Consider the following 25,928-nt stretch of genomic DNA (forward strand, 5'->3'; position numbering starts at 1 on the left):
TTATTTATGTTCAAGTCAAAGGCCGGGCAATGGATACCCTCGTCAGCATGAAAGTGTTCCGCCAGGTGGTGGAGGCGGGCAGCTTCGTCGCGGCGGCCGAGCGCATGGACATGTCCGCCGCGATGGCGAGCAAGCATGTGATGCATCTGGAGCAGCAACTCGGCGCGCGTTTGCTGAACCGCACCACGCGCCGCGTCGCGCCCACCGAGGCGGGGCGCGAGTACTACGAGCGCGTGGCTCAGGCGCTCACCGAACTCGACGAAGCCGGCCAGGCGGTGGGCGCGGCGAGCGTCGTGCCGCAGGGGCGGCTGCGCGTGTCGTCGCTCACGGCGTTCGGGCTGCGTCATGTGATGGGCGCGGTCGCCGACTATGCAGCCGGATTTCCGCAGGTGACCGTCGACATCACACTCTCCGACCGCGTGGTCGAACTGATCGACGAGGGCTTCGACGTGGCGATCCGCGCCGCGCCTTCGGGGCTCAAGTCTTCGTCGCTGATCGCGCGGCCGCTCGCCACCGCGCACATTGTGCTGTGCGCGTCGCCGGAATACTTGCGCCGCCACGGCGCGCCGAAAACCGTGGCCGATCTGGCGAAGCACAACTTCGTTCAGTACGCGGGGGCTTCGGCCCAGGAACTCGCGCCGTTCGCGGAGGGTGCGGGCGGCGTGAAACCGAAGCCGGGCGGCAACCTCATCGTCAATCACCTGGAAGCGCTGCGCGTGGTGGTGCTGCAGGGAGGCGGCCTCTCGATGCTCGGCACCGAAGTGGTGGGCGACGATATCGCCGAAGGTCGCCTCGTGCCGCTGCTCGTCGACGCACTGCCGCCGCGCGAGCTGCCGATCTATGCCGTCTACGCGAGCCGCCGCCATCTCTCGGCGAAGGTGCGCTCGTTCGTCGATTTCCTCGCCGCGCGCTTTTCGGAGCGCGAACTCTGGCCGGGCGTGGAGGCGATCCGCGCGGCAGCGGTCAATGCCGGTGCCGCACGAAGCGCCTCCACTGCGCGCTGAAGTCGGCCCGCGCTGACGCTCAGCGGCTCACGCCAAGCCGCGCTCTCGTCTCCTCGTACTCGCGCTTGAGGCGCTCGACGAGATCGGCCACGGAGGGCACGTCGTCCATCAGGCCCACGCCCTGGCCCGCGCCCCACACGTCTTTCCAGGCCTTCGCCTTCGAGGTGCCCGCGCCGAAATCCATCTTCGTCTTGTCCGACTCGGGCAGCGCGTCCGGATCGAGTCCGGCGTTCACGATGCTCTCGCGGATGTAGTTGCCGTGCACGCCCGTGAAGAGGTTCGTGTAGACGATGTCGGCGGCCTTCGCTTCGAGAATGGCGTGCTTGTAGTCCTCCACCGCGTGCGCTTCCTTCGTCGCGATGAAGCGCGTGCCCATGTAGGCGAGGTCCGCGCCCATGGCCTGGGCGGCGAGGATCGAGCCGCCGTTGGCGATCGCGCCCGACAGCACGATCGGGCCGTCGAAGATGCGCCGCACTTCGCCCACCAGCGCGAACGGCGAGATCGTGCCCGCATGGCCGCCCGCGCCCGCGGCCACGAGGATCAGGCCGTCCACGCCCGCTTCGAGCGCCTTGGCGGCATGGCGCAGGTTGATGACGTCGTGCAGCACGATGCCGCCGTAGCTGTGCACGGCGTCGAGCAACTCGCGCGGCGGCGCGCGCAGGCTCGTGATGAAGATCGGCACGTGGTGCTCGACGCACACGCGCACGTCGTGCTCGAGCCGCGCATTCGACTGATGCACGATCTGGTTGACTGCGATCGGCCCGATGACGGCTTCGGGGTTCGCGGCCTTGTACGCGGTGAGTTCCTCCCGGATCTGCGTGAGCCAGGCGCCCAGTTCCTCGGCGGGACGCGCGTTGAGCGCCGGAAACGACCCGACGATGCCCGCCTTGCACTGCGCGAGCACCAGCTCCGGGTAGCTGACGATAAACATCGGCGAGCCCACGACGGGCAGCGAGAGGTTTTGCAGGACGACGGGCAGTGCCATGGGGAGATCTCCTTGCGGCGCTTCGATGGATGGCGGGGTGCGCGCACGCGGATGCGGTGCCAGCATCAACTGGGCGCGATTTAGCTTGATCAGGCGCAGTCGTACAAGCGATCGCGGCGGGATTCGATCGCGAAAACGGCTGTTCGATTATAGGCTTGCGCTCGTTCGGGCATTCCGTGTGCGGGATTCGAGGGAGTGTTCGGTTTCTACCGTTGCGGGCCCAAAAGCACATTTTCGAGTCGCGCTCGCCTCATACAATGACCGCAGACCAACAAACACAAGAGACTAGCCCCATGCCCTTCGACGGATTCCAGCCTTTCACCGTTCGCACTGCGGGCGGCGTAGACATCTGCGGCGTGAAGGGCGGCGACGGACCGCCGCTATTGCTGCTGCACGGCCATCCGCAAACTCACATGATCTGGCACCGGTGCGCCTCGGCGCTCGCCCAGCATTTCACGGTCATCGCAACGGATCTGCGCGGCTACGGCGCCTCCTCGAAGCCCCCCAGCGACGACACCCACGCCGCCTATTCGAAGCGCGCGATGGCGGCCGACCAGGTCGAGGTCATGCGCCACTTCGGCCACGAGCGCTTTCTGGTCTGCGCGCACGACCGCGGCGCGCGCGTGGCGCACCGCATGGCGCTCGATCATCCGCATGCCGTCGAGCGGCTCATGCTGCTCGACATCGCGCCCACGCTCGCCATGTACGAGCAAACCGACCGCGAATTCGCCACGCTCTACTTCCACTGGTTCTTCCTGATCCAGCCCGAGCCGTTGCCGGAAACGCTGATCGAAGCGAACCCCGACGTCTATATCGAACGCGTCATGGGTAGCCGCCACGCGGGCCTCGCACCGTTCGCGCCGAAGGCGCTTGGCGCCTACCGCGCGGCGCTGCGCCAGCCGGGCGCGGTGTACGCGATGTGCGAGGACTACCGCGCCTCCGCGACCATCGACCTCGAGCACGACCGCGCCGACCTCGAGCGCGGCAACAAGGTGGCGTGCCCGCTGCGCGTGCTGTGGGGCGCGGAAGGGGTGATCGAGCGCTGCTTCGACCCGCTCGCCGAATGGCGCAAGGTGGCGCGCGACGTGAGCGGGCGCGCGCTGGCGTGCGGCCATTACATTCCCGAAGAGGCGAGCGAGGCGCTGGTCGAGGAGATGCTGGCGTTCTTCGAGACCACGGAGCAATGAGCGGCGGCGGCTCAGGCCGCCGCACTCGAACGCTTCAGCGCAGTGGAGGCAGTCGGCGCGGCACCGGTGTGGACTTGACGATGGCCGTGCTGGTTTCGGCGCGCTCGGTGACGTTCGCGAGAATCTCGTCGAGTTGTTCGATCGAATGCAGATAAAGCCGGGCGATAAAGCAGTCGTCGCCCGTGACCTTGTCGCACTCCACGAATTCGGGAATGCGCCGCAGCACCTCTTCCACCAGATGCAGTTGCCCGGGCAGCGGCTTCACGCGCACGATGGCCTGCAGCGTGTAGCCGAGCGCGCGCGGATCGATCTGCACCGTATAGCCGCCGATCACGCCTTGCGCTTCGAGCCGGCGCAGCCGCTCGGACGTGCTCGGCGCCGAAAGCCCCACGTGCTTGGCCAGTTCGGCGACGCTCGCCCGTGCGTCCTCGGCGAGCGCCGCGAGCAGCATGCGATCGATATCGTCGAGCGGGGCGGTGGCGGGCGTTGGGTTCGGACGTCGGTTCATGATCGCGCGGGTGCTCCGCCAGGTTGGCCTTTCAATCGAAGGCAAGCGTTGCCTTTCACCTAAGTTTAGCCATGTATTGCGCGCCTTGCAGCCGATAAACTGGCTTGCACATGCGAAGGGTTGCGCGCCCTTCGTCCGCCATACAGAGGATGCAAGCCCATGTCTTCCACCACTCCTGAAATTCGCCGCGGCGCGGCCGAGATGATTGTCGCGATGCTGATGTCCGGCACCATCGGCTGGCTCGTGGTCGCCTCGCGGCAGGCCCCGATCAACATCGCTTTTTTGCGCTGCGTGCTGGGCGGCGCGACGCTCACGCTCGTGTGCGCCGCGCTCGGCTTGTTGCGCCGCAAGCACCTGCCGCCGCGCACACTTGCGCTCGCGGTGCTCGGCGGCGCGGCCATCGTCGCGAACTGGGTGCTGCTGTTCGCCGCCTATTCGCGCGCGTCGATCTCCATGGCCACAGCCGTCTACAACACGCAGCCCTTCATGCTGGTCGGCCTCGGCGTGGTCATTTTGCGCGAGCGCGTGAGCGCCTCCACTGTCGCGTGGCTTGCGGTGGCCTTCGTTGGCCTCGTGTGCGTGGTCGAGGTGCAGCCCGCCGTGCTCGCGGTGCCCGGCGAGTATCTGCAAGGCGTGGCCTACGCGGCGGGCGCGGCGTTTCTCTATGCGATCTCGTCGATCATCACGCGGCACCTGAAGGGCACGCCGCCCCACCTCATCGCGCTCGTGCAACTCGCCTTCGGCGCGCTCGCGCTCGCACCGTTCATCCACTACGGCACGCTGCCGGCCACGCCGCTGCACTGGGCGCAGCTCGTCACGCTCGGCATCGTGCACACGGGCATCATGTACGTGCTGCTCTATGGCGCGATCCAGAAGCTGCCCACGGCGATGACGGGCGCACTCTCGTTCATCTACCCCGTGGTCGCGATCCTCGTCGACTGGTTCGCGTTCGGTCAGCGCCTCGCGTGGCTCCAGGTGGTGGGTGCCGCGCTGATCCTGGTCGCAGCGGCGGGCGTGAATCTCGGCTGGCGGATCGTGCCGCAACGGCGCACCGCACGTTCGGCGTAACGAGTGCCCGAGGTGCGCCTCGCGCACCTGCGCTGCGTCATGTTGGGAGGGGGCGCCCTGGCCGCATAATGGCGCGGTTCGAACCCGCGACCTTTTCCCCGCATGACGCCACTTCCCGCCAACCAGGACGAAGCCGAACTCGCGCGCGCCAAACGCCGCGCGCTGCTGTTGCTGCTCGGTGCGGCGGCCGTGTTCGTCGTCACGGCGCTGTCGCCGCCCGGCGTTGTGATCGATGGCGTGAAGGCCGTGAGCGAAGCCGCCATGGTCGGCGCGCTCGCCGACTGGTTCGCGGTCGTCGCGCTGTTTCGCCGTGTGCCGATTCCGTTTGTTTCGGCGCGCACGGGCGTGATTCCGCGCAACAAGGACCGCATTGCCGACGAACTCGCCAACTTCGTGCGCGACAAATTTCTCGATGTAGGTTCGCTCGTCGGTCTGATTCGCCGCCACGATCCGGTCGAGCGGCTCGGCGCGTGGCTGAGCGCGCCGCACAACGCGCAGCGCCTCGGCGATTACGCAGTGCGCATGATGTCGGGCGTGCTCGGCCTCACCGACGACGCGCGCATCCAGAACTTCATCCGCGAGGGCCTGCATGCGGCGCTCGAGCGCGTCGATCTCTCGAAGTCGGCGGGCGCGATTCTCGACACGCTCACCAAAGACGGCCGCCACCAGGAGCTGCTCGACCAGATGCTCGACCAGCTCGGCGCGCTGCTGCGCGATGAAGGCACGCGCGCGTTCGTGGCAGCGCGTATCGTCGACGGCCTCAAGGGCGAGTTTCCGAAGACCGAGAAGTTTCTGCCTTCGGAGTGGATTGGCGAGAGCGGCGCGCGGGTGCTGGAGAGCGCGGTGAACCGGCTGCTGCTGCAGGTGAGCGAGGATCGCGAGCATCATCTGCGCCGGAAGTTCGACGAAGTGGTGGAAAAGCTGATCGTGCAGCTCAAGAGCGATCCGGCCTTTCTGCGCAAAGGCGAGGAGCTGAAGGCGAGCCTGCGCGAGGGCAGCGCGCTCAATGAGTACACGCGCGCGCTGTGGGACAGCCTGCGCGCATGGCTGCGCGACGATCTCACGCGAGAGGACTCCGAACTGCACGCCAAGGTGGCCGCGACGGGCCGCTGGCTAGGCGAGACGCTCGCCGCCGACGCCGAGTTGCGCGCCTCGCTCAACGGCCACCTCGAAGACGCCGCGCGCGCCATGGCGCCGGACTTCGCGCGCTACCTCACGCATCACATTCGCGACACGGTACAGAACTGGGACACGCGCGAAACGGCGCGGCTCATCGAGCTGAAAATAGGCAAGGACCTGCAGGAAATTCGCGTGAACGGCACGGTGATCGGCGGCGCGATCGGTTTGGGGCTCTATCTGTGCTCGCATCTGTTCGAGCTTGTGCGGTTGAAGTTGGGCTACTGATTTGATTCGCATTCCAGATTAATTGCCCATGCAGAGGCGCGCGGAGCCGCAGCCGTAGGTCATCTGTAGGGAAATCACCGATGCTTCGGGATTTTTGGCGCGAGTATCATGGCCTCGACAGTTTGATCACGTCAGAGCTAATTCAAACGCTCGTTCGGAAACGGACGAGCGTTTTTTTTCGCGCTTTTTTATGCAGTTCGACTAGACCGCAGCCGCCGGGGCTTCGAGTCGTTCACCGTTCGCGATCAGCGCGCCGCTCTTCGCCAACTCCCCAGCGACTTCGCGCAGCAGCGCCGGCCACGCGCTACGCGGGGCGAGCTGCCGCGCCGCGGCGCGCAGGGATGCGGCGCTTTCGAGCATCGCCAGGAGCGAGTCGAAGCGCATTGCGCGCACTTCCAGCAGCTTGAAGACGATCAGCACCTTGAGCGCGTTCTTCGCGTTGCGCGCCGGGTCGGCGCGCAGCCACGCGAGGCGCGAGAACGCGCGCTCCAGCGCCGCCTCGACGTTAGCGAACGGCTTGCCGTGGCCGGGAATGACCGTGCGCACGTCAAGTTTCGCAATGGCTTCCAGCACCGCTTGCTGCTCGGCGAAACCGCTCGCGCCGTCGAGCTCGGGAAATATCACGCCGAAGCCGTGTTCCCAAAGCGCATCGGCGCTGATGAGCAGGCGCGGCTCGGCGGCGTAGAGCATCACCGAGTCGGGATCGTGCCCCGGCGCGCCGATCACCTCCCATTCGAAGCCGCCTAGCGTGTGCCGTTCGCCCGCCGCGAGCGTGCCGGTGAACGCGAATCGCTCGCAGGTCTGCCCGGTGGCGAGAAAGCTTAAACGCGCTTCGTCCCAGTCGCGCACGATCGCCGCGCTCGCTTCCGGGATAAGTGTCGCGCAGGGCCAGTGCGCCTGCAGTCGCGCGTTGCCGCCGCAATGGTCCGAATGCAGGTGTGTGTTGAAGATCAGGTCGAGCGCTCGCGGGCCCAGCGCGTGGCGCACGAGCGCGAGCGTCTGCTCGGCGTGCGTGGCGTAGCCGGTATCGACGAGTGCGGCGCGCGCCTCGTCGACGAGCAGCACGTTGTTCGACGAGAGCCAGCCGCGCTCGAAAACGCGGATCGATTCAGGCAGCGCGGGCGCGGCACTCATGCCGGTGCGTGCTCGGGTTTCGGCATGACGAGAATCGTCGCGTGGCCCACTACGAGCAGTTCGCCTTTCTGGTTCACGGCCTCGCCAGCGAGCTTCACGAGATCGCCATTCAGGCTCGGCTTCCACCACGCTTCTTCCACACGCCATTCGAACGTGATCGTGTCGTGCGCGTGGGCGGCGCGCTTGAGCTTCATGTCGAACTCGAGCCCGAGCGGCTGCGCGTACTTCGAGTAGTGCGTGGCGAGCAGCGCCATGAAATGCGCGGTGGGTTGCGTCCCCGAAGCGATTAGCCCGCCAAAGCGGCTTTGCGCGGCGTACGCCTCGTCGTGATGCAACGGGTTCAGGTCATTCACGAGCAATCCGAACGATTTCACCGATTCGGGCGTGAGCTGAAGCGTCGAGCGGAACGTCTCGCCGGGCGTGACGACGCGGGCGGGCGCGTTCATGGTTTTTCTCCTTGCGTTCGCGCTTGCGATTCGAAGCGCTTCGCGACCCATTCGGCGTGCCGCGTATCGATCGCGTTCCAGACGGCGCGCTTTGCCGCATCGTCGAGCGTGGACCAGCTGGCGATTTCGTCGATCGTGCGCAGACAGCCCTCGCACAAGCCGCTGCGCTCATCCATGCGGCAGATGTTGATGCAAGGCGAGGGCGGCGGCACTACGTTGTCCAGGCTTTCGTGGATCGCGCTCATGCTCACGCGTCGCGCAGCGCGACGTCCACCACGGGCGCGCCGGTCAGCGCTTCCAGTTCCTGTGGCGAGAGGTTGAACACCGCATGCGGATGGCCCGCCGCGGCCCACAGGCTTTCGAGTTCGAACAGATCGGCGTCGATCAGCGTGACGGGCGTCGTGGCATGGCCGATCGGGCACACGCCGCCAATGGCGTAGCCGGTCTTCTCGCGCACGAACTTCGCGTCGGCGCGGCCGATTTCACCCACGTGCGCAGCCACTTTCTTTTCGTCCACGCGGTTCGCGCCGCTCGCGATCACGAGCACGGGCGCGTCGTCTTCGCGGCGGCGGAACAGGATCGACTTGGCGATCTGCGCGACTTCGCAGCCCAGGCCCGCGGCGGCTTCGGCGGAAGTCTTGCCGGTTTCGGGCAGCATCACGACCGGCTTGGCGTGACCGCGCTCGCGCAGCATCATGGCCACGCGGCGCGCGGAGTCGGGCAGGGCGTCGAGGTTGTCGAGGGTTTCCGTCATGAGTTGAGTTCCTTCGTACTGCGATTCGATAGTCGATGCGTCGCGCTTCACGAGCAGGCGGCTTCGCTGCGCGCTTTCGCGAGCAACGCCTTGCCCGCGCGCGAGACGTTCGCCCGGCCGATGGCGTTCGAGATGAAGTCGCCCGCCGCCACCACCTGGTTCAGGTCGATGCCGGTGTGAATGCCGAGGCCGTTCATGAGGTACAGCACGTCTTCGGTCGCGACGTTGCCCGTAGCGCCCTTCGCATACGGGCAGCCGCCAAGACCCGCCACCGAGGCGTGGAAAATGGCGATGCCTTCCTCGAGCGCCGCGTAAATGTTGGCGAGCGCCTGGCCGTAGGTGTCGTGGAAGTGACCGGAGAGCCGCTCGCGCGGAAACACCTTCGTGACCGCTTCGAACACTTCGTGCACGCGCTTGGCCGTGCCCACACCGATGGTGTCGGCAATGTCGATCTCGTCGCAGCCGAGCGCGGCGAAACGCTCCACCACATCGACTACCGAAGCGACCGGCACTTCGCCCTGATACGGGCAGCCGAGCGAGCACGACACGCTGCCGCGAATGCGCACGCCGTGCTCCTTCGCGGCTTGCGCCACGGGCGCGAAGCGCTCGATGCTTTCCGCAATCGAGCAGTTGATGTTCTTCTGCGAGAACGCTTCGCTCGCGGCGCCGAAGATCACGATTTCGTCCGCACGCGCGGCGAGTGCGCCTTCGAAGCCGCGCAAATTCGGCGTGAGGACCGAGTAGATCGCGCCCGCGCGGCGCTCGATGCCGGCCATGACTTCGGCGCCGTCGGCCATTTGCGGGACCCATTTGGGCGAGACGAACGAGGCGGCTTCGATGTTCGGAAAGCCTGCTGCCGACAGCCGGTTGATGAGTTCGATCTTCGTTGCGGTGGCAACGAATTCCTTCTCGTTTTGCAGGCCGTCGCGCGGCCCGACTTCGACGATTTTCACTGCGGTGGGTAATGCCATTGCCGTGTCTCCAACGAATATTTGAAATGCTTCGCGATGTTGCAGTGTTCAGTAACCGCGCCCGACATGCACCACGCCGCTCACGGTTTCGCCGCGAGCGAGCGCGCCGATCTTGTCGGCGACCTGCGAGATCGCTTCGTCGCGCAACGTGAGCGCCGAACTGTGCGGCGTGATCGTGATGCGCGGCTCGCCCCAGAAGAGGTGATCGGACGGCAGCGGCTCTTCGCGGAACACGTCGAGCGTGGCCGCCGCAAGCGTGCCGTTCGCGAGCGCGTCGAGCAGGTCCTGTTCGTCCAGGTGCGTGCCACGCGCGACGTTCACGAGATACGCGCCGCGCGAGAGCTTGCCGAAGGTGCGCGCGTTGAGCACGCTTTCGGTGTCGGGCGTGGCGGGCAGCAGGTTCACGAGCACCTTGACGCCGTCGAGGAAGGCGTCGAACTGCTCGCCATGCAGTTCGCCCGAGAACGTTTCGATGCCCTCGATTGTCTTCGTGCTGCGCGAAAAGCCGCGTACCGGCACGCCGAGCGAAGCGACCGCGTGTGCGACTTGCGCGCCCAGCACGCCAAGGCCGAGCACGCCCACCGTGAAGGTCTCGTGCGGATGCGGCGCCAGCACGTGCCATTCGCGGCGCGCCTGAGCGAGCGCGTATTCGTCGAAGCGGCGCAGGTAGCGCAGCACGGCGTGCTGCACGTATTCGCTCATTTGCCGGCCCATGCCCGAGTCTTCTAGCCGCACGAGCATGGCGGTGCCGGGCAGCGTGCCCGGCCGCTCGCGCTCGTGGGCGAGGATCGCGTCGACGCCCGCGCCCAGATTGAAGATGGCGCGCAGGCCCGGCACGCCGAACAGCTCGCGCGGCGGATGCCAGACGACCGCGTAATCGGCGGGATCGGTGTCGCCGGGCTGCCATTCACGCAGCTCGGCGTCGGGCAGGGCGCGCGCGAGGCCGTGCAGCCACGTGGAGGCGTCAGTCTGCGGGAACCAGAAAATGATCTTCATGATGGGTGAACCTGTCCCTGGTATGCGGGTGTGGCTGCCAGCGGCGGGATAGCGCCGCGTGCACTGGCACCATTCTACTTTTTCAGGCTTGCGGCCGCCGGGCAAATCGCGGTGCAGTGGCCCACGCCGGGCCGCAGCGAGGACGTGGAAAAGCTAAGGAGAAAAAATTGGTTCGGCGCGCGCGGCTTGCAGGCCACAATCGATTCACGCCGTGTTCCAGCGAGGAAAAAATCATGCTTTCGTGCGCGCAAATGCGTTGGCCGCCCCGCCTCGTTACCGTGCCGGGCCTGCACGGCAGCGACGGCGCTCACTGGCAGAGCTGGCTCGAACGGCAGTTCGCGCGCTCGCTGCGCGCGGAGCAGGACGACTGGGACGCGCCCGATCTCGCGGTTTGGGGCGCGGCGCTCGCGCGGCGGCTGGCCGGGGAGCGCGGGCCGTTCCTGCTGGCCGCGCACAGCTTCGGCTGTCTTGTGGCGGCGCATGCGCTGCATGCGGGTGTGCTGGGGGAAAACGGCGCCGACATTGCGGGCGTGCTGTTCGTCGCGCCCGCGAGTCCCGAGAAGTTCCGCTTTGCCGGCGCATTCGAGGCTCGGCAGCTTCCCGTGCCGTCCATCCTGATCGGCAGCGAGACCGACCCGTGGATGCCGCTCGAAGGCGCCCGCGCGCTTGCGCAGCAGTTGGGCAGCACGTTCGTGAATCTCGGCGATGCGGGTCACATCAACACGGCGGCAGGCTTCGGCCCGTGGCCGCGCGCCAAGTATTTCGTCGATACGCTGATCCACGGCGCAGCGCCGGGCAGGCTGCGCGACGAGGCGTTCGACCAGAGCGGTCCGGCGTACGCCTGAGCCGAGCCGCAGCAAACTGCGGCTCAGCGTCCCTTGCGCTCAGTGCTTGAGCGCCGAGCGCAACAAGCGCGCCGTATGGAGCGCGATCATCCCTTCTTCGTCGGTGCGGATCGCGAATACCGGCACGCGGCTGTCGCGCGTGCTCACGCGTTCATTGCCCTGGCTGCTGCCCACCTCGTTGGCTTGCGCGTCGAGCACGGTGCCGAAAACCGGCGCGAGCCGTTCGCACACCTGCGCGCGTATGGGCGCGGCATGCTCGCCGATGCCCGCCGTGAACACGAGCCCGTCGAGCCCGCCCAGCACCACCGCGAGCTTGCCCACCTCCTGGGCGATGCGATACGTATAGAAGTCGATGGCGAGCCTGGCCCGGTCGCTGCCGCTTGCGAGCAGTTCGCGCATGTCGCTGCTCAGTCCGGAGAGGCCCTTGAGGCCCGATTCCTGATACAGCACCTTCTCGATGGCGTGGTAATCCATGCCTTTCGCCATCATCCAGAGCACGGCGCCCGCGTCGAGTGCGCCGCAGCGCGTGCCCATGGGCAGGCCGTCGAGCGCGGTAAGGCCCATGGTCGTTTCCACGCTCTTGCCGTCCTTCATCGCGCACAGGCTCGCGCCATTGCCCAGGTGCGCGACGATCACGCGCCCGCGCGCAATGTCGGGCGCGACCTGATGCAGGTGCTTGGCGATGTACTCGTACGAGAGGCCGTGAAAGCCATAGCGCCGCACGCCCTCGCCGTAATAGCTGTACGGCAGCGCGAACAGCTGCGCCATGATGTCGTTGCCCGCGTGGAACGCGGTGTCGAAGCACGCGACCTGCGGCAGTTCGGGCGCGGCCTGACGCACCGCGCGAATCGCCGCGAGATTGTGCGGCTGATGCAGCGGCGCGAGCGGCGTGAGCGCGTCCAGTTCCTGAATCACTTCGTCGTTGATGAGCACGGCGTCGGCATAACGCGCGCCGCCGTGCACCACCCGGTGACCGATCGCGGCGGGCGGCGTGTCGCGCAGACCCACGGCGAGCACCAGACGCAAGAGACGAAACGCGGCGTCGTGATCGGCGACTTGGGCAACGGGAAACTTCTCGTCGACGATCAGGCGTCCGTCCGCCATATGCGCGACCACGCGCGGCGCGACGCCGATACCCTCGATCTGTCCGCCCGCGCCATGCAGCGCGCGCGCACCGCCTTCCACGTGGTCGTCTTCGATCACGCGATACACCGAACACTTGATGCTCGACGAACCCGCATTCACGACGAGCACGACATGGCCTTGATCGGCCGGCTGGGCTTGGACGCTGCTCACAGGATCTCCGTTGCTTTGCGCGAGCGCCGCGCGTGCGCGAGCAGCACGGCGATCGCGCAGCTGCCGATGCGCGAGCGCACGCTGTCGGCGCGGCTCGTGAGGATGATCGGCACGCGCGCGCCGAGGACGATGCCGGCCGCTTCCGCGCCGGCGAGGAAGGTGAGCTGCTTGGCAAGCATGTTGCCCGCTTCGAGGTCGGGCACGAGCAGGATGTCGGGGTCGCCGGCCACGGGCGAGGTGATGCCCTTGATGCGCGCGGCTTCGGCGCTGATCGCGTTGTCGAAGGCAAGCGGCCCGTCGAGCAGGCCGCCCGTGATCTGGCCGCGGTCGGCCATCTTGCAGAGCGCGGCGGCGTCGATGGTGGAGGGCATCTTTTCGGACACGGTTTCCACCGCGCCGAGAATGGCGACCTTGGGCGTGCCCACGCCCAGCGCCTGCACGAGGTCGATCGCGTTGCGCACGATATCGGCCTTGTCGGCGAGCTTCGGGAAAATGTTGACGGCCGCGTCCGTGATGAAGATCGGCTTGTGGTACGACGGCACGTCCATCGCGAATACGTGCGAGAGGCGGCGCTCGGTGCGCAGGCCGTTCGCGCCGAGCGCGACTTCGTGCAGCAGCTCGTCGCTGTGCAGGCTGCCCTTCATGAGCAGTTCGGCCTCGCCTTCGCGCACGGCGCGCACCGCGAGTTCGGCGGAGGCGTGGCTGTGCGGCGCGTCGATGATGGTGACGCCGTCGAGGCGCAGGTCGGCTTCCTCGGCTACGGCGTGGATTTTCGCTTCGGGGCCAACCAGGATCGGCACGATCAGGCCGAGGTTCGCGGCGTCGATCGCGCCGGTGAGCGAGGACACGTCGCACGGATGCGCCACGGCGGTGGGCACCGGCGCGAGGCCGCCGCAACGGGCGAGCAGAACCGAATACTTGTCGGGCGATGACGTCATGGCGGTCTCCACGAGGGCCTGCATTCGAACCATGCTGCGGCGCGCAAAGCCGTAACAGTGTAGACCAGCGTGAACGAGGCAGTCGCAAAGGTGCGCGCCAGTTTGCCGCGACATCGTGACACGCCACACGAAGGGTTGGCCGGCACGCCTGTCACGCTTCGTTCACAGCGTGAGGTGATCATGGAGCAGGCACTTGGGGCCGTGGTGTGCCTTGACTTTCGGCATGTCGCCGCCTAACTTTTTAGATGCCGCAGTGCAGCATGATCTGGCTCTTTTCATGTCGCGGCCGCGAGGCGCAAGCAACGCGCACGCGGCCGTGAATATCTTTTGCCGGCCCGTTATCCGCAATGCCGTCCTCGCGAGGGCGGCGCGAATAGCGGCCAGGTCCAGCGCGCCATTCGTCCTGAAGGCGTGCATCCACGGCCCGCGCCGGCCTGGCGCTTGTTTGCCGCGAGGCGAGCAGGCGCTCCCTTAAAGGAGATTCGTCTCGTGGCAGTTTCCACCTCCTCGCCGTTTTCGTTTTTGCCCACGTTCGCACCGGGCGCGTCTTTCTGGCCCTTTGCGTCTTTCTGGCCCCTCGCGGGCGCGTCCGACGAGGAGTCATCGCCCCAGACGCCGCTGACCCAAGCCGCATCGGCTGTCTCTTCGGCTGTCACCCAGGCGATCGAATCGGCGCAAACCGCGCCTGTGCCCGCGCAACCGCTCTACGATTACCTCTACGACGCCTGGCAGCGCAGCATCTTGTTCCTCGACGTGCTGCGCGAGCGCGGCAACCAGACCTATGTGCACGAGCAGGCGGGCATGCCGCCCGTACTCGCGTTCGACTACGAAGTGATCGTCGATGGCCGTGAACTCGCCGATCCCTGCAACTACGCACTCCTGCGCATCAAGCCCGAAGAGGGCGTGCCGACCGATCCGCGCATGCGCCCGTTCGTCGTGATCGATCCGCGTGCGGGCCACGGCCCGGGTATTGCCGGGTTCAAGATGGACAGTGAAGTCGGCATCGCGCTGCGCAAGGGTCACCCGTGCTACTTCGTGACCTTCTTCCCGGTGCCCTGCGAAACGCAGACGATCCAGTCGGTCGCGCAGGCCGAAGGCGTATTCGTGCAACGCGTGCGCGAGCTGCATCCCGACGCGGACGGCCTGCCGTTCATCATCGGCAACTGCCAGGGCGGCTGGGCCGCGGCGCTGCTCGCGGCTTCCGCGCCCGCGCTGGTCGGCCCGCTGATGCTCGCGGGCTCGCCGCTGTCGTACTGGGCCGGCGTGCGCGGCAAGAACCCCATGCGCTATTCGGGCGGCATGCTGGGCGGCTCGTGGATGTCCTCGCTCGCCGCGGACCTCGGTGACGGCCGCTTCGACGGCGCGTATCTCGTGCAGAACTTCGAATACCTGAATCCGGCCAACACATACTGGGGCAAGCTCTACAACCTCTATTCGAAGGTCGATTCCGAGCGCGAGCGCTTCCTCGAATTCGAGCGCTGGTGGGGCGGCCATTTCCAGCTGAACCGCGCCGAGATCGACTGGATCGTGCAGAACCTGTTCGTCGGCAATCACCTCACGCGCAACGAGGTGTTCGCGAAGAACGCGCGCTCGCCGGTGGACCTGCGCAACATCCGCACGCCGATCATCGTGCTCGCCTCCTGGGGCGACAACATCACGCCGCCGCAGCAGGCGCTCAACTGGATTCCCGACCTGTACGCGAGCGTCGACGAGATCGTCGCCAACGAGCAGGTGATCGTGTACTGCCTGCACGACAAGGTGGGGCACCTCGGCATTTTCGTTTCGGCGAGCGTGGCCAATAAGGAGCACACCGAACTATTCTCGGCGCTCGATCTGATCGACGTGCTGCCGCCGGGCCTCTACGAAGCGAAGATCACCGACTCGACGCCGGAAGCCGGGCGCCTCGAAGCGCTCGAAGGGCGCTACGAGATCCGCTTCGAGCGTCGAACCATCGAAGACATTCTCGCGCTCGACGACGGCCGCGACGACGAGCAGCCCTTCGAGGTCGTGCGCCGTTTTGCGGAGAACAACCAGCGTCTCTATGACCTGTTCGTTTCGCCGTTCGTGCGCGCGTCGACCAATGCGTACAGCGCGCATGCGCTGCGCGAGTCGCACCCGTCGCGCGTGGAGCGCAGCGTGATCAGCGACGCGAACCCCGCGCTCGGCGTGCTGCCGGCCGTAGCGGAAGCGGTGCGAGAGCATCGCAAGCCGGCCGCGCCCGATAATCCGTTCACGCTGCTTGAAAAGCAGACTTCGGCCACGATCGAGGCGTCGCTGGACGCGTACCGCGACGCGCGCGACGCCTGGATCGAAAGCACCTTCTACAACGTCTACACCGCGCCGTGGGTGCAGGCCTGGGTGGGTGTCACGCCGAACCAGCCGCTCGAGCCGATTGCGCCGCCACTCATGGCGCTGCGCAAGGAGCTCGCGCAGTACCGCTTGCGCGCGGCGCGCGCGCATCTCACGAAGGGCACGCTCGTCGACGCGTTCATGCGCATTGCCGCGTACATCGTCGACGAAATGCATACCGTGCAGTACCGGCCGTTCCAGCGCATGCGTGAGCTTGCACGCGAGTATCTCGGCGATCGTCAGCCGAGCATTGCCGAGCTGAAGGAAGCGGCGCGCCGCCAGGGCGCGATCGTGCAGCTCGACCCGCAGGCGGCGATCGAGGCATTGCCCGAACTCGTGCCCGAAATGAAAACGCGCCGGGCGCTGCTCGCGGCCGTGTACCGCATCGCGACTGTGTCCGGGCCGCTCGAAGGCGAGCGGCGCGAGCGCTATCGCGATGTGCAGCGCGCGTTGGGCGTCGAGCCGGGCAGCGAGAAGTCGGGCCTGCCGCCGCTCGATGACGGCGGGTCGTCGTCGGATGGCGGCGGTGTTTCCGGCGCTGATGGCGGTGCGGCGGGTGACGGCAGTCTGGAGCCGGGCGTCAAGGCATCGGCTGCCGCCGCGCAAGCCGAGGAACCTGAAGCATCGGCGGTTTCCGCGAAGGCCACCCGCGCGAAGGCGGCCGCAGCGAGCGAAAGCGCCGTCGCTCCGACGAAGCACATTCGTGCGGCGCGCGCCGGCGTGAAGGTGAAGGCAGCGGAGCCGGCCGAAGCGAAGAAGGCGCCGGCTGCCGCCAAAACGGCGGCGCGCCGCTCGCGTGCGGCGTCCACGCCCACGGCCACGCGCGCCGCGGGCACGACAGCCACGCGCCGCCGCGCGACGCGCAGCGCGGGCGAGTAAGGAAGCGCAAAGCGAAGTCGATTCCCGTGTCACACTCGACGCGCCGCATCCCTGCCGATGCGGCGCGTCGTTTTGATGTCGACACATCGGCAACTGCATTCGCGGCCATCAGGGGCCGTCATCCACTGCGAGGTCAGCCATGCATACCCCTCCCGAACGGCCGCTTGCCGGCATGCGCGCGCTCGTCACCGGCATCGCGAACGCCGATTCGATCGCTTACGGCTGCGCCCGCGCGTTCGCCGATCTCGGCGCGCAACTCGCCATCACTTATCTCAACGACAAGGCCAAGCCCTACGTCGAACCGCTCGCGAGCGAACTGGGCGCGCAATTGCTGCTGCCGCTGAACGTCGAGGAAGACGGCCAACTGGACGCCGTGTTCGATGCCGTGCGCGAGACGTGGGGTGCGCTCGATATCGTGCTGCACTCCATCGCCTATGCGCCGAAGGAAGATCTGCAGGGCGGCCTGCTCGATTCGTCGGCAAAGGGCTTCGCCTATGCGATGGACGTGTCGTGCCACTCGTTCATCCGCATGGCGAAGCGCGCCGCTCCACTCATGCCGCACGGCGGCACGCTGTTCGCCATGAGCTACGACGGCGCGAACCGCGTCGTGCCCAACTACAACCTCATGGGTCCCGTGAAGGCGGCGCTCGAAGCGTCGTGCCGTTATCTCGCGTACGAGCTTGGGCCGCTCGGCATTCGCGTGCACGCCATCTCGCCTGGGCCGCTCAAAACGCGCGCCGCCTCGGGCCTGCCCGACTTCGACCGCATGCTCGCGGAGGCCGTGGACCGCGCACCGCTTGGCGAACTCGTCGACATCATGGACGTGGGTTACGCAACCGCGTATCTGGCTACGCGCTACGCGCGCCGCATGAGCGGCAACACCGTGTACATCGACGGCGGCGCGCACATCATGGCGTGAAAGTACGCTCCGCGCGCTTAGCACGAATGCCGAATAGCAAAGCTCGCATCGGTATAAGCGGTGCGCCCCGGCTCGCTAGAATCGAGCGTTCGGCCTGCTTACGAAAATCATGCAGGCAGGCCGAAACGCCTTTCAACGACAGACGGGGATCACCATGGCAGGTTTGGGACGCACGGCGCGCTGGCTCGGCGCGGGCATCATCGCATTGAGCGCGGCGGCGGCGCACGCCGAAACGTCGCTGCTGAACGTCTCGTACGACGTGACGCGCGAGCTGTACAAGGACATCAACGCGAGCTTCATCGCCGACTATCAGAAGAAGACCGGCGAAACCCTGTCGATCAAGCAGTCGCACGGCGCTTCGAGCGCGCAGGCGCTCTCGGTGCTGCAAGGCCTGCAAGCCGACGTCGTGACGATGAATCAGCCCAACGACATCGACCTGCTCGCACAGCAGGGGCATCTCGTGCCCGCCAACTGGCGCACGCGCCTGCCCAACGCGAGCGCGCCCTATACGACGACGATGGTGTTCCTCGTGCGCAAGGGCAATCCCAAACACATCAAGGACTGGGACGATCTCGCGAAGCCGGGCGTGCAGGTCGTGATCGCCAACCCGAAGACCTCGGGCAATGGCCGCTATGCGTATCTGGCCGCATGGGGCTACCGCAAGCAGCAGGGCGCGAGCGACGCGCAGGCGCTCGACTTCGAGCGCGCGCTGCTGAAGAACGTACCCGTGCTCGACGCGGGCGGCCGGGGCGCGACGACGACGTTCACGCAACGCGACATCGGCGACGTGCTCGTGACCTTCGAAAACGAAGTGGCGCTCATCGACACGGGCGTGGGTGCGAAGGACTTCGAAGCAGTTTATCCCTCGGTGAGTTTGCTGGCGGAGCCGCCGGTCACGATCGTCGACAAGGTCGTGGACAAGCGCGGCACGCGCAAGACGGCGCAGGCGTATCTCGACTTTCTGTATACGCCCGCCGCGCAGGAGATCATCGCGCAGCACCATCTGCGTCCGCGCGATGCCGCCGTGCTCGCGAAGCACGCAAACGAGTTCAAGCCGATCAAGACCTTCACGGTCGAGCAGGTGTTCGGCAGCTGGCAGAACGCGCAGGCCACGCATTTCGCCGATGGCGGCACGTTCGATCAGATCGTCGCGGATCGCAAGTAACACGCGTCTAGCCGCGCAAGAAAAAACGCCTCGCAAATCGTCTGCGAGGCGTTTTCGTTTGTGCGACTAGATCGGCTTAGTACCAGCCGCGATGACCATTCCATTCGCGGCGGCCATACCAGCGATGGCCGTCCCAGTAGCGGTCGCCGTGCCAGCCGATCACGACGGCCGGCGCGTAGGCCACGCGCACGGGCGGCGCGACGTAGACCGGACGCGGCGCGACATAAACGGGCTGTGGCGCGACATACACGGGCGCGGGCGCAACATAAACCGGAGCGGGCACGCCGACGTTCAGGCCGACTACCACACCGGCCATCGCGGTTTGCGAGGCGGCCAGGACAAGTGCACCAGCACCCAGCGCGGCAAAGAGTTTGGTTTTCATTTTGAGCCCCTTCGGTTGAAGATTCGATGGCTTCAATGTAGCCGGGCGCTCACCCGCTTGAGTTACCAAACTGCAACAAACTGCGCGCGAATTTTACGGGCGGTAATGGGCGGAAAGGTCGCGCGGCCGCCTGTGGCGGGGCTTTCGCATATTTCGCGCATGCGGCGGTGTTTCAATTCGTGATCGTCGAGGCAGGTCTGTAAACGGCAAGCCGGGCGCGAACGCCCGGCTTGCGCTGCTGGAGTGCTCCCCGGTATTACTGCACCGCGACGCTCGCGAAGTTCTGGCGGCCGAACGGGCTCACCTGATAGCCGCTTACGTTCGTACGCGTGATGGCGGCGGCGGTCGGGTAGCCGAGCGGAATCCACAGCGCCTGGTCGTGGATGATCTGCTGCGCGGCTTCGTAGAGCTTCACGCGCTTGGCCTGATCGGCGGTCGCCTTGCCGTCGGCGATCAGCTTGTCGAGCTGCGGATCGCAAAAGCGCGCGAAGTTGATGCCCGACTGCACCGCATTGCAGCTAAAGAGCGGCGAGAGATAGTTGTCGGGGTCGCCGTTGTCGCCGGCCCAGCCCATGAAGAGCGTGTCGTGCTGGCCCTGCTTCGCTTGCTTGATCAGCTCGCCCCACTCGATCACCTTGATCTCCGCCTTCACGCCGATCTTCGCGAAATCGGCCTGCAGCAGCTCGGCGCCCGCGCGCGGGTTCGGGTTCAGCACGCTGCCGTTCGGACGCACCCAGATCGTCGTCGAGAAGCCGTTGGCGTAACCCGCGTCGGCGAGCAGTTGCTTCGCCTTCGCCGGGTCATACGGGTACGGCTGGATCGACTTGTCGTAGCCCCAGGTGATGGGCGGCCAGGGGTTCGTCGCGGGCGTGGCCGTGTTGTCGAAAATCGCCTTCAGGTAGGTGGTGCGGTCGAACGCCATGTTCAGTGCCTGGCGCACCTTCTGGTTGTCGAGCGGCTTCTTCTGCGTGTTGAGCGCGACAAACGCTGTCATGAACGCGGGCGTTTCCACCACCTTGAGCGCGCTGTCCTGCTTCGCCGTCGCCACGTCCTGGGGCTTGGGCGAGAGCGCGATCTGGCATTCGCCGGCCTTCACCTTCTGCGCGCGTACGGCGGCGTCGGGCGTGATGGCGTAGATCAGGCGGTCCACCTTCGGTTTCGGCCCCCAGTACGTCGGGTTCACGTCGTAGCGGATCAGCGCGTCCTTCGTGTAGCTCTTGAGCGCGAACGGGCCGGTGCCCACCGGCTTCGCATTGAGGTCGACCTGCTTGCCGGCCTTGAGCAACTGGTCGGCGTACTCGGACGAATAGATCGACGCGAAGCCCATCGTGAGGATCGAGAGGAACGTGGCGTTCGGCTCGTTGAGTTCGAACTTCACCGTGTTCGCGTCGACCTTCGTGACCGACTTCACGAGCTTCACGAGGCCCATCGACTGCGCGTGCGGGAAGCCGCTCGCGCCTGCCACCTTGTGCCACGGATTGTTCGCGTCGAGCATGCGCTCGAACGTGAAGACCACGTCGTCGGCGTCGAGCGTGCGCGTGGGCTTGAACCATTCGGTCGTCTGGAACGCCACGTTGGGCCGCAGGTGGAACGTGTAGGTCAGACCGTCGGCGCTCACTTCCCACTTGTCCGCGAGCGAGGGCACGACCTTCTTTTGCGCTTCGTCGTAGGCCACGAGCGCATTGAAGATGACATCGGCGGACGCGTTGGTCGTGACGAGCGAGTTGAACTGCACGACGTCGAAGCCATCGGGGCTCGACTCGGTGCAGACCGTCAGCGGTTTGGCGAACGCGGGCGTGGCCGCGAACGCGCAAGCGGCGCCAAGCGAGGTCGCGAGCACGAGTCCAGGTACGAATCCAGGCACGAGGGCGCGCGCGGTGGGCGAGGTGAAGCGCATGGGATCTCCGTGGTTCTTCGGTGGCGGGCGGCGCCCCGTTTTGTTTGCGGCTTTGTTCGATGCGGGAGAGGCGGGAAGGCTATGAAGGGCGCCCGGACGAGGCAAGCTTATCGAAGGGATATTGCCGAGACAACAATTTAATCCACATACCCATATGGCATGCGGGCGTGGCGCGCGGCTTCGGGGAGCGTCCGCACGCCACGCGGGAGGGCTTCAGTGGCTGGCTGCGCGCGGCTTGCGCGGCGCCTTTTCGAAGAGGCGGTCGTAGACCCAGCGCGGCAGTGCGCGCAGCATCGTGGCGGCTACGCGCATCGGCCAGGGGAACACCGCGAACGCGGTGCCGCGCGCGATGGCCTGCGCGGCCTTCGCCGCGAACTGGTCCGCGTCCATCAGGAAGGGCATGCGGTACGGATTCTTCGCCGTCATGGGCGTGCGGATATAGCCCGGCGAGATCGTGACCACGGGCACGCCGAACGGGCGCATTTCCACGCGCAGCGCTTCGAGATAGGCGAGCGCCGCAGCCTTCGAGGCGCTGTATGCACCCGAGCCCGGCAGCCCGCGCACGCCTGCCACGCTCGCAATGCCCACGAGCGTGCCGCGCTTCGCTTTCGCCATCGCCGAGGCGAACGGCTCGAAGGTGGCGACCATGCCGAAGTAGTTGGTGTCCATCACGTCGCGGAACGTGGCGAGGTCGCCTTCGCCCGTCAGCACGCCGCGGCTCACGCCCGCATTGGCGATGACGATGTCGGGCATGCCGTGCTGTGCGATGAAGTCGCGCGCGGCGGCGGCGAGCGCATCGGCGTCGCGCACGTCGGCGGGATAGATCGAGATGGAGCGATCGGGGTGGGACTGCCGGAAGCCGGCAAGGGCCTCGCCGCGGCGCGCGACGAGCCCGAGAATGGCGCCCTGCCGCGCGTATTCGGCGGCGAGCGCGGCGCCAATGCCGCTCGACGCGCCGGTGATGAAGACCTTCAGTGGCGCGTCTTGCATGGCGCTGTGCATTACATCTTCTTCGAACGGATCTGCGAGACGATGAAGTCCATCACCTGCAGCGTGCCCGGCAGCGCCTTGTCTTCCGGACCCTGGACCATGGCCGGGCCGGTTTCGTACTTGCCCTGGATCGCGATGGTCGGCACGCCGTCGATCTTGTACGAATCGAGCAGGGCCTTGTCACGCTGCAGCGCGCTCTGCGTCGAGAACGAGTTGTACGCTTCCATGTACTTCTTCGGATCGACGCCCTGGGTGGCGAGGAACTTGGCCTGATCTTCCGGCGTGAGCAGGTAGTTCTTGTTCACGTGGATTTCATGGAACACGACCGGCGTGAGCTTCTGGGCGAGGCCGAGCGCGTCGAGCGCGTAGTACATCTTCGAATGCGGGATGAAATCGTCACGGAATGCCACCGGCACGCGCTTGAACACGACATCCGGACCTTGCTTCTTGATCCACGATTCGAGATACGGGTCGAAGGCGTTGCAGTGCGGGCAGCCGTACCAGAAGAACTCGATCACCTCGATCTTGCCCGCGGGCACGTCGAGCGCCTGGGGCGTCTTGAGGACCGTGTAGTCCTTGCCGGCCACGGGGGCGTCGGCGGAGGCGTGGGCCACGCCGGCGATCAGCGAAAGCGAGAGAAAAAGCGTACCGAGGAGTCGTTTCATGGCGTAGGAATCCACTGTTCTTGGACCGGCGGCCGCCGGTTGTTTGCCGCAGAACGCCGCTCACGCGAAGCGCTCGCGCGCGGGTGCTGCGTGGGTGTTGACTGGGTGTTGCGCGGGTATGGCTTGTTTAGGGCGTCGCGCCGCGGGATACGCGGCGCGCACGGCGATTACTGCTTCGTGAATCGGATGACAGCGGTATCGATACCGGCATCGGACAGGCGCTGACGCGTCGAGTTCATGTCGTCGAACTTCGTGAACGGACCAATGCGCACGCGATAGTACGTCACGCCGCCGGCGTCGCGCTGCGTCACCTTCGATTCGAACCCCTGGAACGCGAGGCGAGCACGCTGCTGCTCGGCGTCGCCCGAAGTCTTGTACGCACCGACCTGCAGGAAGTAGCCCGTGTTGGCGTCGCCCGGTGCGGGCGTGGCGCTGCCGGGCTTGGCGGCCGGAGGCGTCGGCACCGCGTTGGCGGGCTTTTGTGGCTGGTTGCCCGCGAGGATCTGCGCCGGGTTCGTGGCGCTGTTCGCGTTGTTCGAGTTGCTGGCCGACTGCGGCTTCTTCGCGATAGCCGTGCCGCCCGTGACGGTTTCACCCGTCGACGGCTGCGGCGCGACGGCCACACCGTTGGCGCTGTTGTTGTTCGAACCCGAGGGCGGCACTTCGACGATCTGCGGTTCTTCGAGCATGCCCGAGGACTGCGACTGGTTCGTGGTCTGGCCCGGCGCCGTGTTGGGCGGCGTGCTTTGCGCGGCTTGCGGCACCGGCTGGCCCGGCGACTTGCCCTGCAGCGCGCGGTTCGGGTCGACCTGCTCGTTGCTCTGGCTGACGTCGGAGGCGGCCGGCGGCGCGACCTTCGAGACGAACGGCGTGGGCGCGCGCGTGATGTAGAGCGCCACCACCACCGCGATCGCAAGGCCGACGATCAGGCCCAGCACGATGCCGAGAAAGGTTCCCCCGGACTGCTTCGACTGCTGTTTTGTAGTGCGGCGCGGTTTTGCCATCGTCTGAATCACCTGCAAACAAGAGAATCCTGGAATGGCCGTCCGCGCAAGGCGGCGGCCCCAAACATGCTGCTGTGCGCGGGTCGCGCGCGTCTCGTTACATGCGCTCCGGCGCGGACACGCCGATCACGGCCAGGCCGTTCGCGAGCACCCGGCGCGTGGCCGCAAGCAGGGCGACGCGGGCGTCGCGCTCGGCGATGTCGTCGACGAGAACGCGTTCGGCATTGTAGAACGAGTGAAACTCAGCGGCGAGTTCGCGCAGGTAGAACGCGACCGCGTGCGGCGCAAGTTCGCTGGCGGCATGCGTGAGCATGTCGGGGAATTCGCCGAGTTTCGCGATGAGCGCGAGCGCGCGCTCGCTCGACAGCGGCGCGAGATCGACCTTGGGCAGCGCGGCCAGATCGCCGCCGAACTTGCCCTGCCAGTCGCCGAGGATCGACGAGATGCGCGCGTGCGCGTATTGCACGTAGTACACCGGGTTTTCGTCGTTTTCCTTCAGCGCGAGGTCGATGTCGAACACGAATTCCGTGTCGGCCTTGCGCGAGATGAGGAAAAAGCGCACGGCGTCGCGGCCGCGGCGGATGGTCGCCTCGTCGAGCAGGTCAGGCGACACTTCGCTGCCGGGGTTCGCGCCGCCCGACCACTCGATCAGGTCGCGCACCGTGACGTAGCTGCCCGCGCGCTTGGAGATTTTCACCTCCTGGCCATCGCGCATCACCGTCACCATCTTGTGCAGCACGTAGTCGGGATAGCCCTTCGGAATGCCGACGCCAAGCGCCTGCAGGCCCGCGCGCACGCGTGCAATGGTGCCGTGGTGGTCGGAGCCCTGGATGTTGATGACCTTCGTGAAGCCGCGTTCCCACTTGGTGACGTGGTAGGCGACGTCGGGCAGGAAGTACGTGTACGTGCCGTCGGACTTGCGCATCACGCGGTCCTTGTCGTCGCCGTAGTCCGTGGTCTTGAGCCACAGCGCGCCTTCCTGCTCGTAGGTCTCGCCCGAAGCGACCAGCGCCTCGACCGTCTTCTCGACGCGGCCTTCCGTGTACAGCGACGACTCGAGGTAGTAGCGATCGAACTTCACGCCGAACGCCTGCAAATCGAGATCCTGTTCGTGACGCAGATAGGCCACGGCGAAGCGGCGGATCGCTTCGAGGTTCTCAGGGTCCTTCTCGCCCGTGACGGGCTCGCCGTCCTTGGCCGCGACGGTCTCGCCCGCGAGATAGTCGCGCGCGATATCGGCGATGTATTCGCCGTTGTAGGCGGCCTCGGGCCACTCGGCGTCGCCGGGCTTGAAGCCGCGTGCGCGCGCCTGGGTGGAGACGGCGAGGTTGCCGATCTGCACGCCCGCGTCGTTGTAGTAGAACTCGCGGTGCACGTCGTAGCCCTGCGAGGCGAGCACGTTCGAGATGGCGTCGCCGAGCGCCGCCTGACGGCCGTGGCCCACGTGCAGCGGGCCGGTGGGATTGGCCGAGACGAATTCGACGAGCACGTGCCGGCCGGCTTCGCGCTGCGAACGGCCGAATGCCTCGCCCTGCTCGAACACGGCGCCGATCACGGCGCGCTTCGCGTTCGCGGTGAGACGCAGGTTGATGAAGCCGGGGCCGGCCACTTCTGCAGCCTCGACGAGGCCTGCGGCCTCGGGCAGGGCGAGCACGGCGTCGACGATCTGCTGGGCGAGCTGGCGCGGGTTCGCGCGCATGGGCTTGGCGAGCTGCATCGCGACGTTACAGGCGACGTCGCCGTGTGCGGCGACCTTCGGGCGCTCGAGCGTGATCGCGGGCACGACGAATGCGGCTTCGCTCGCGCCTTCGGTGGCCTTCGCCACCTGGGCTACGGCTTGCGCGAGCAGGGTCTCCAGGGTGTGTTTCTGTGCGGGCAGCATGCTGGTTGCAGGTCCTGTGCGGGTAATGGGATGCGGGGCCGGCGCTCGAGGATCTGGCCTCTGGCTGCCGGCGCGGACCGCCGAATACGGGTGAGGGCGCGTCAGCCTTGCGGCAGGCCGCCTACCATGCGCCAATGCGCGGGCGGCCTCGTTGCGGCAGGCGGCGTGGCGGCTTGGCGATGTACTGGACGCCAGAACGACCGGGTGCCGCGCCCTGCGGGTAATTCCGTCCTGACGGATTTTAGCAGGTGCTAATATGT

The 25,928-nt window shown here is 66.7% G+C and carries 24 protein-coding genes; 8 read left to right on the top strand and 16 right to left on the bottom strand.

Annotation, left to right across the window (positions count from 1 at the left end; translation table 11 throughout):
• Positions 1–29 precede the first annotated feature (29 nt).
• Complete coding sequence (locus FAZ97_RS00875) at positions 30–1,004, top strand: LysR family transcriptional regulator (RefSeq protein WP_158756756.1); 975 nt, start codon at positions 30–32, stop codon at positions 1,002–1,004.
• A 19-nt stretch (positions 1,005–1,023) separates the two neighbouring features.
• Here FAZ97_RS00875 and FAZ97_RS00880 read toward each other — a convergent pair whose 3' ends face one another.
• Positions 1,024–1,989 carry an NAD(P)H-dependent flavin oxidoreductase gene (locus FAZ97_RS00880; protein ID WP_158756757.1) on the bottom strand — a complete coding sequence of 322 codons (966 nt, stop codon included), beginning with the start codon at positions 1,987–1,989 and terminating at the stop codon, positions 1,024–1,026.
• Positions 1,990–2,282: 293 nt separating this feature from the next.
• On the opposite strand from FAZ97_RS00880, the gene FAZ97_RS00885 reads away from it, so the two are divergent.
• Entirely contained in the window at positions 2,283–3,176 is an 894-nt protein-coding gene (locus tag FAZ97_RS00885; RefSeq protein WP_158756758.1) for an alpha/beta fold hydrolase, read from the top strand.
• A 34-nt stretch (positions 3,177–3,210) separates the two neighbouring features.
• Here the strand turns inward: FAZ97_RS00885 and FAZ97_RS00890 are convergent, their stop codons facing one another.
• A complete protein-coding gene (locus FAZ97_RS00890) occupies positions 3,211–3,684 on the bottom strand; it encodes an Lrp/AsnC family transcriptional regulator (RefSeq protein WP_158756759.1) in 474 nt (157 codons plus the stop codon).
• Between the two features lie 159 nt (positions 3,685–3,843).
• Between FAZ97_RS00890 and FAZ97_RS00895 the strand changes: the two genes are divergently transcribed.
• Together FAZ97_RS00895 and FAZ97_RS00900 are read left to right on the top strand one after the other, a co-directional pair.
• On the top strand, positions 3,844–4,752 hold the full coding sequence (locus FAZ97_RS00895; protein ID WP_158756760.1) for a DMT family transporter: 909 nt from the start codon (positions 3,844–3,846) through the stop codon (positions 4,750–4,752).
• Between the two features lie 102 nt (positions 4,753–4,854).
• Positions 4,855–6,156 (top strand): DUF445 domain-containing protein, encoded by a 1,302-nt coding sequence (locus tag FAZ97_RS00900; protein WP_158756761.1) that lies wholly within the window; start codon positions 4,855–4,857, stop codon positions 6,154–6,156.
• A 201-nt stretch (positions 6,157–6,357) separates the two neighbouring features.
• Here FAZ97_RS00900 and FAZ97_RS00905 read toward each other — a convergent pair whose 3' ends face one another.
• Genes FAZ97_RS00905 through FAZ97_RS00930 form a run of 6 tightly spaced genes read right to left on the bottom strand, consistent with a single transcriptional unit; the run spans position 6,358 to position 10,457 of the window.
• Positions 6,358–7,290: an MBL fold metallo-hydrolase gene (locus FAZ97_RS00905; protein ID WP_158756762.1), complete on the bottom strand. Its 933-nt coding sequence runs from the start codon at positions 7,288–7,290 to the stop codon at positions 6,358–6,360.
• Positions 7,287–7,736 carry a MaoC family dehydratase gene (locus FAZ97_RS00910; protein ID WP_158756763.1) on the bottom strand — a complete coding sequence of 150 codons (450 nt, stop codon included), beginning with the start codon at positions 7,734–7,736 and terminating at the stop codon, positions 7,287–7,289. The genes FAZ97_RS00905 and FAZ97_RS00910 overlap by 4 nt, the downstream gene beginning before the upstream one ends.
• A complete protein-coding gene (locus tag FAZ97_RS00915; RefSeq protein WP_158756764.1) occupies positions 7,733–7,981 on the bottom strand; it encodes a DUF1289 domain-containing protein in 249 nt (82 codons plus the stop codon). The genes FAZ97_RS00910 and FAZ97_RS00915 overlap by 4 nt, the downstream gene beginning before the upstream one ends.
• Positions 7,982–7,983: 2 nt before the next feature.
• Positions 7,984–8,490, bottom strand: a complete 507-nt coding sequence (locus FAZ97_RS00920; RefSeq protein WP_158756765.1) for a YbaK/EbsC family protein — start codon at positions 8,488–8,490, stop codon at positions 7,984–7,986.
• A 47-nt stretch (positions 8,491–8,537) separates the two neighbouring features.
• Positions 8,538–9,461 carry a hydroxymethylglutaryl-CoA lyase gene (locus FAZ97_RS00925; protein ID WP_158756766.1) on the bottom strand — a complete coding sequence of 308 codons (924 nt, stop codon included), beginning with the start codon at positions 9,459–9,461 and terminating at the stop codon, positions 8,538–8,540.
• Positions 9,462–9,509: 48 nt separating this feature from the next.
• A complete protein-coding gene (locus FAZ97_RS00930) occupies positions 9,510–10,457 on the bottom strand; it encodes a 2-hydroxyacid dehydrogenase (protein ID WP_158756767.1) in 948 nt (315 codons plus the stop codon).
• A 233-nt stretch (positions 10,458–10,690) separates the two neighbouring features.
• Between FAZ97_RS00930 and FAZ97_RS00935 the strand changes: the two genes are divergently transcribed.
• Entirely contained in the window at positions 10,691–11,302 is a 612-nt protein-coding gene (locus tag FAZ97_RS00935; protein ID WP_158756768.1) for an RBBP9/YdeN family alpha/beta hydrolase, read from the top strand.
• A 39-nt stretch (positions 11,303–11,341) separates the two neighbouring features.
• On the opposite strand, the gene FAZ97_RS00940 is transcribed toward FAZ97_RS00935, so the two are convergent.
• Entirely contained in the window at positions 11,342–12,598 is a 1,257-nt protein-coding gene (locus FAZ97_RS00940; RefSeq protein ID WP_158756769.1) for an acetate/propionate family kinase, read from the bottom strand.
• The gene (locus FAZ97_RS00945) at positions 12,595–13,536 is read right to left on the bottom strand and encodes a bifunctional enoyl-CoA hydratase/phosphate acetyltransferase (protein WP_233271602.1); all 942 of its coding nucleotides are present in this window, start codon (positions 13,534–13,536) and stop codon (positions 12,595–12,597) included. Before FAZ97_RS00945 ends, FAZ97_RS00940 begins: the two co-directional genes overlap by 4 nt.
• Before the next feature lie 489 nt (positions 13,537–14,025).
• Between FAZ97_RS00945 and FAZ97_RS00950 the strand changes: the two genes are divergently transcribed.
• The 3 genes from FAZ97_RS00950 (at position 14,026) to FAZ97_RS00960 (ending at position 18,848) form a co-directional block, all read left to right on the top strand.
• Positions 14,026–16,764, top strand: coding sequence for a DUF3141 domain-containing protein (locus FAZ97_RS00950; protein ID WP_325073219.1), 2,739 nt, complete (start codon positions 14,026–14,028; stop codon positions 16,762–16,764).
• Between the two features lie 139 nt (positions 16,765–16,903).
• The gene (gene fabI / locus FAZ97_RS00955; protein WP_158756771.1) at positions 16,904–17,683 is read left to right on the top strand and encodes an enoyl-ACP reductase FabI; all 780 of its coding nucleotides are present in this window, start codon (positions 16,904–16,906) and stop codon (positions 17,681–17,683) included.
• 154 nt (positions 17,684–17,837) lie between these two features.
• The gene (locus FAZ97_RS00960) at positions 17,838–18,848 is read left to right on the top strand and encodes a sulfate ABC transporter substrate-binding protein (RefSeq protein WP_158756772.1); all 1,011 of its coding nucleotides are present in this window, start codon (positions 17,838–17,840) and stop codon (positions 18,846–18,848) included.
• Between the two features lie 76 nt (positions 18,849–18,924).
• Here FAZ97_RS00960 and FAZ97_RS00965 read toward each other — a convergent pair whose 3' ends face one another.
• From FAZ97_RS00965 to argS, 6 genes are all read right to left on the bottom strand, one after another.
• Positions 18,925–19,230 (bottom strand): hypothetical protein, encoded by a 306-nt coding sequence (locus FAZ97_RS00965; RefSeq protein ID WP_158756773.1) that lies wholly within the window; start codon positions 19,228–19,230, stop codon positions 18,925–18,927.
• Positions 19,231–19,486: 256 nt separating this feature from the next.
• On the bottom strand, positions 19,487–21,127 hold the full coding sequence (locus FAZ97_RS00970; RefSeq protein ID WP_158756774.1) for an ABC transporter substrate-binding protein: 1,641 nt from the start codon (positions 21,125–21,127) through the stop codon (positions 19,487–19,489).
• Positions 21,128–21,340: 213 nt separating this feature from the next.
• Entirely contained in the window at positions 21,341–22,117 is a 777-nt protein-coding gene (locus FAZ97_RS00975; protein WP_158756775.1) for an SDR family oxidoreductase, read from the bottom strand.
• A gap of 11 nt (positions 22,118–22,128) precedes the next feature.
• Complete coding sequence (locus FAZ97_RS00980; protein WP_158756776.1) at positions 22,129–22,782, bottom strand: thiol:disulfide interchange protein DsbA/DsbL; 654 nt, start codon at positions 22,780–22,782, stop codon at positions 22,129–22,131.
• A 167-nt stretch (positions 22,783–22,949) separates the two neighbouring features.
• Entirely contained in the window at positions 22,950–23,804 is an 855-nt protein-coding gene (locus tag FAZ97_RS00985; RefSeq protein ID WP_158756777.1) for an SPOR domain-containing protein, read from the bottom strand.
• 79 nt (positions 23,805–23,883) lie between these two features.
• On the bottom strand, positions 23,884–25,668 hold the full coding sequence (gene argS / locus FAZ97_RS00990) for an arginine--tRNA ligase (RefSeq protein WP_158756778.1): 1,785 nt from the start codon (positions 25,666–25,668) through the stop codon (positions 23,884–23,886).
• Between the last annotated feature and the right edge of the window lie 260 nt (positions 25,669–25,928).

Origin of the sequence: Paraburkholderia acidiphila, from assembly GCF_009789655.1 — a bacterium.
GTDB lineage: Bacteria > Pseudomonadota > Gammaproteobacteria > Burkholderiales > Burkholderiaceae > Paraburkholderia > Paraburkholderia acidiphila.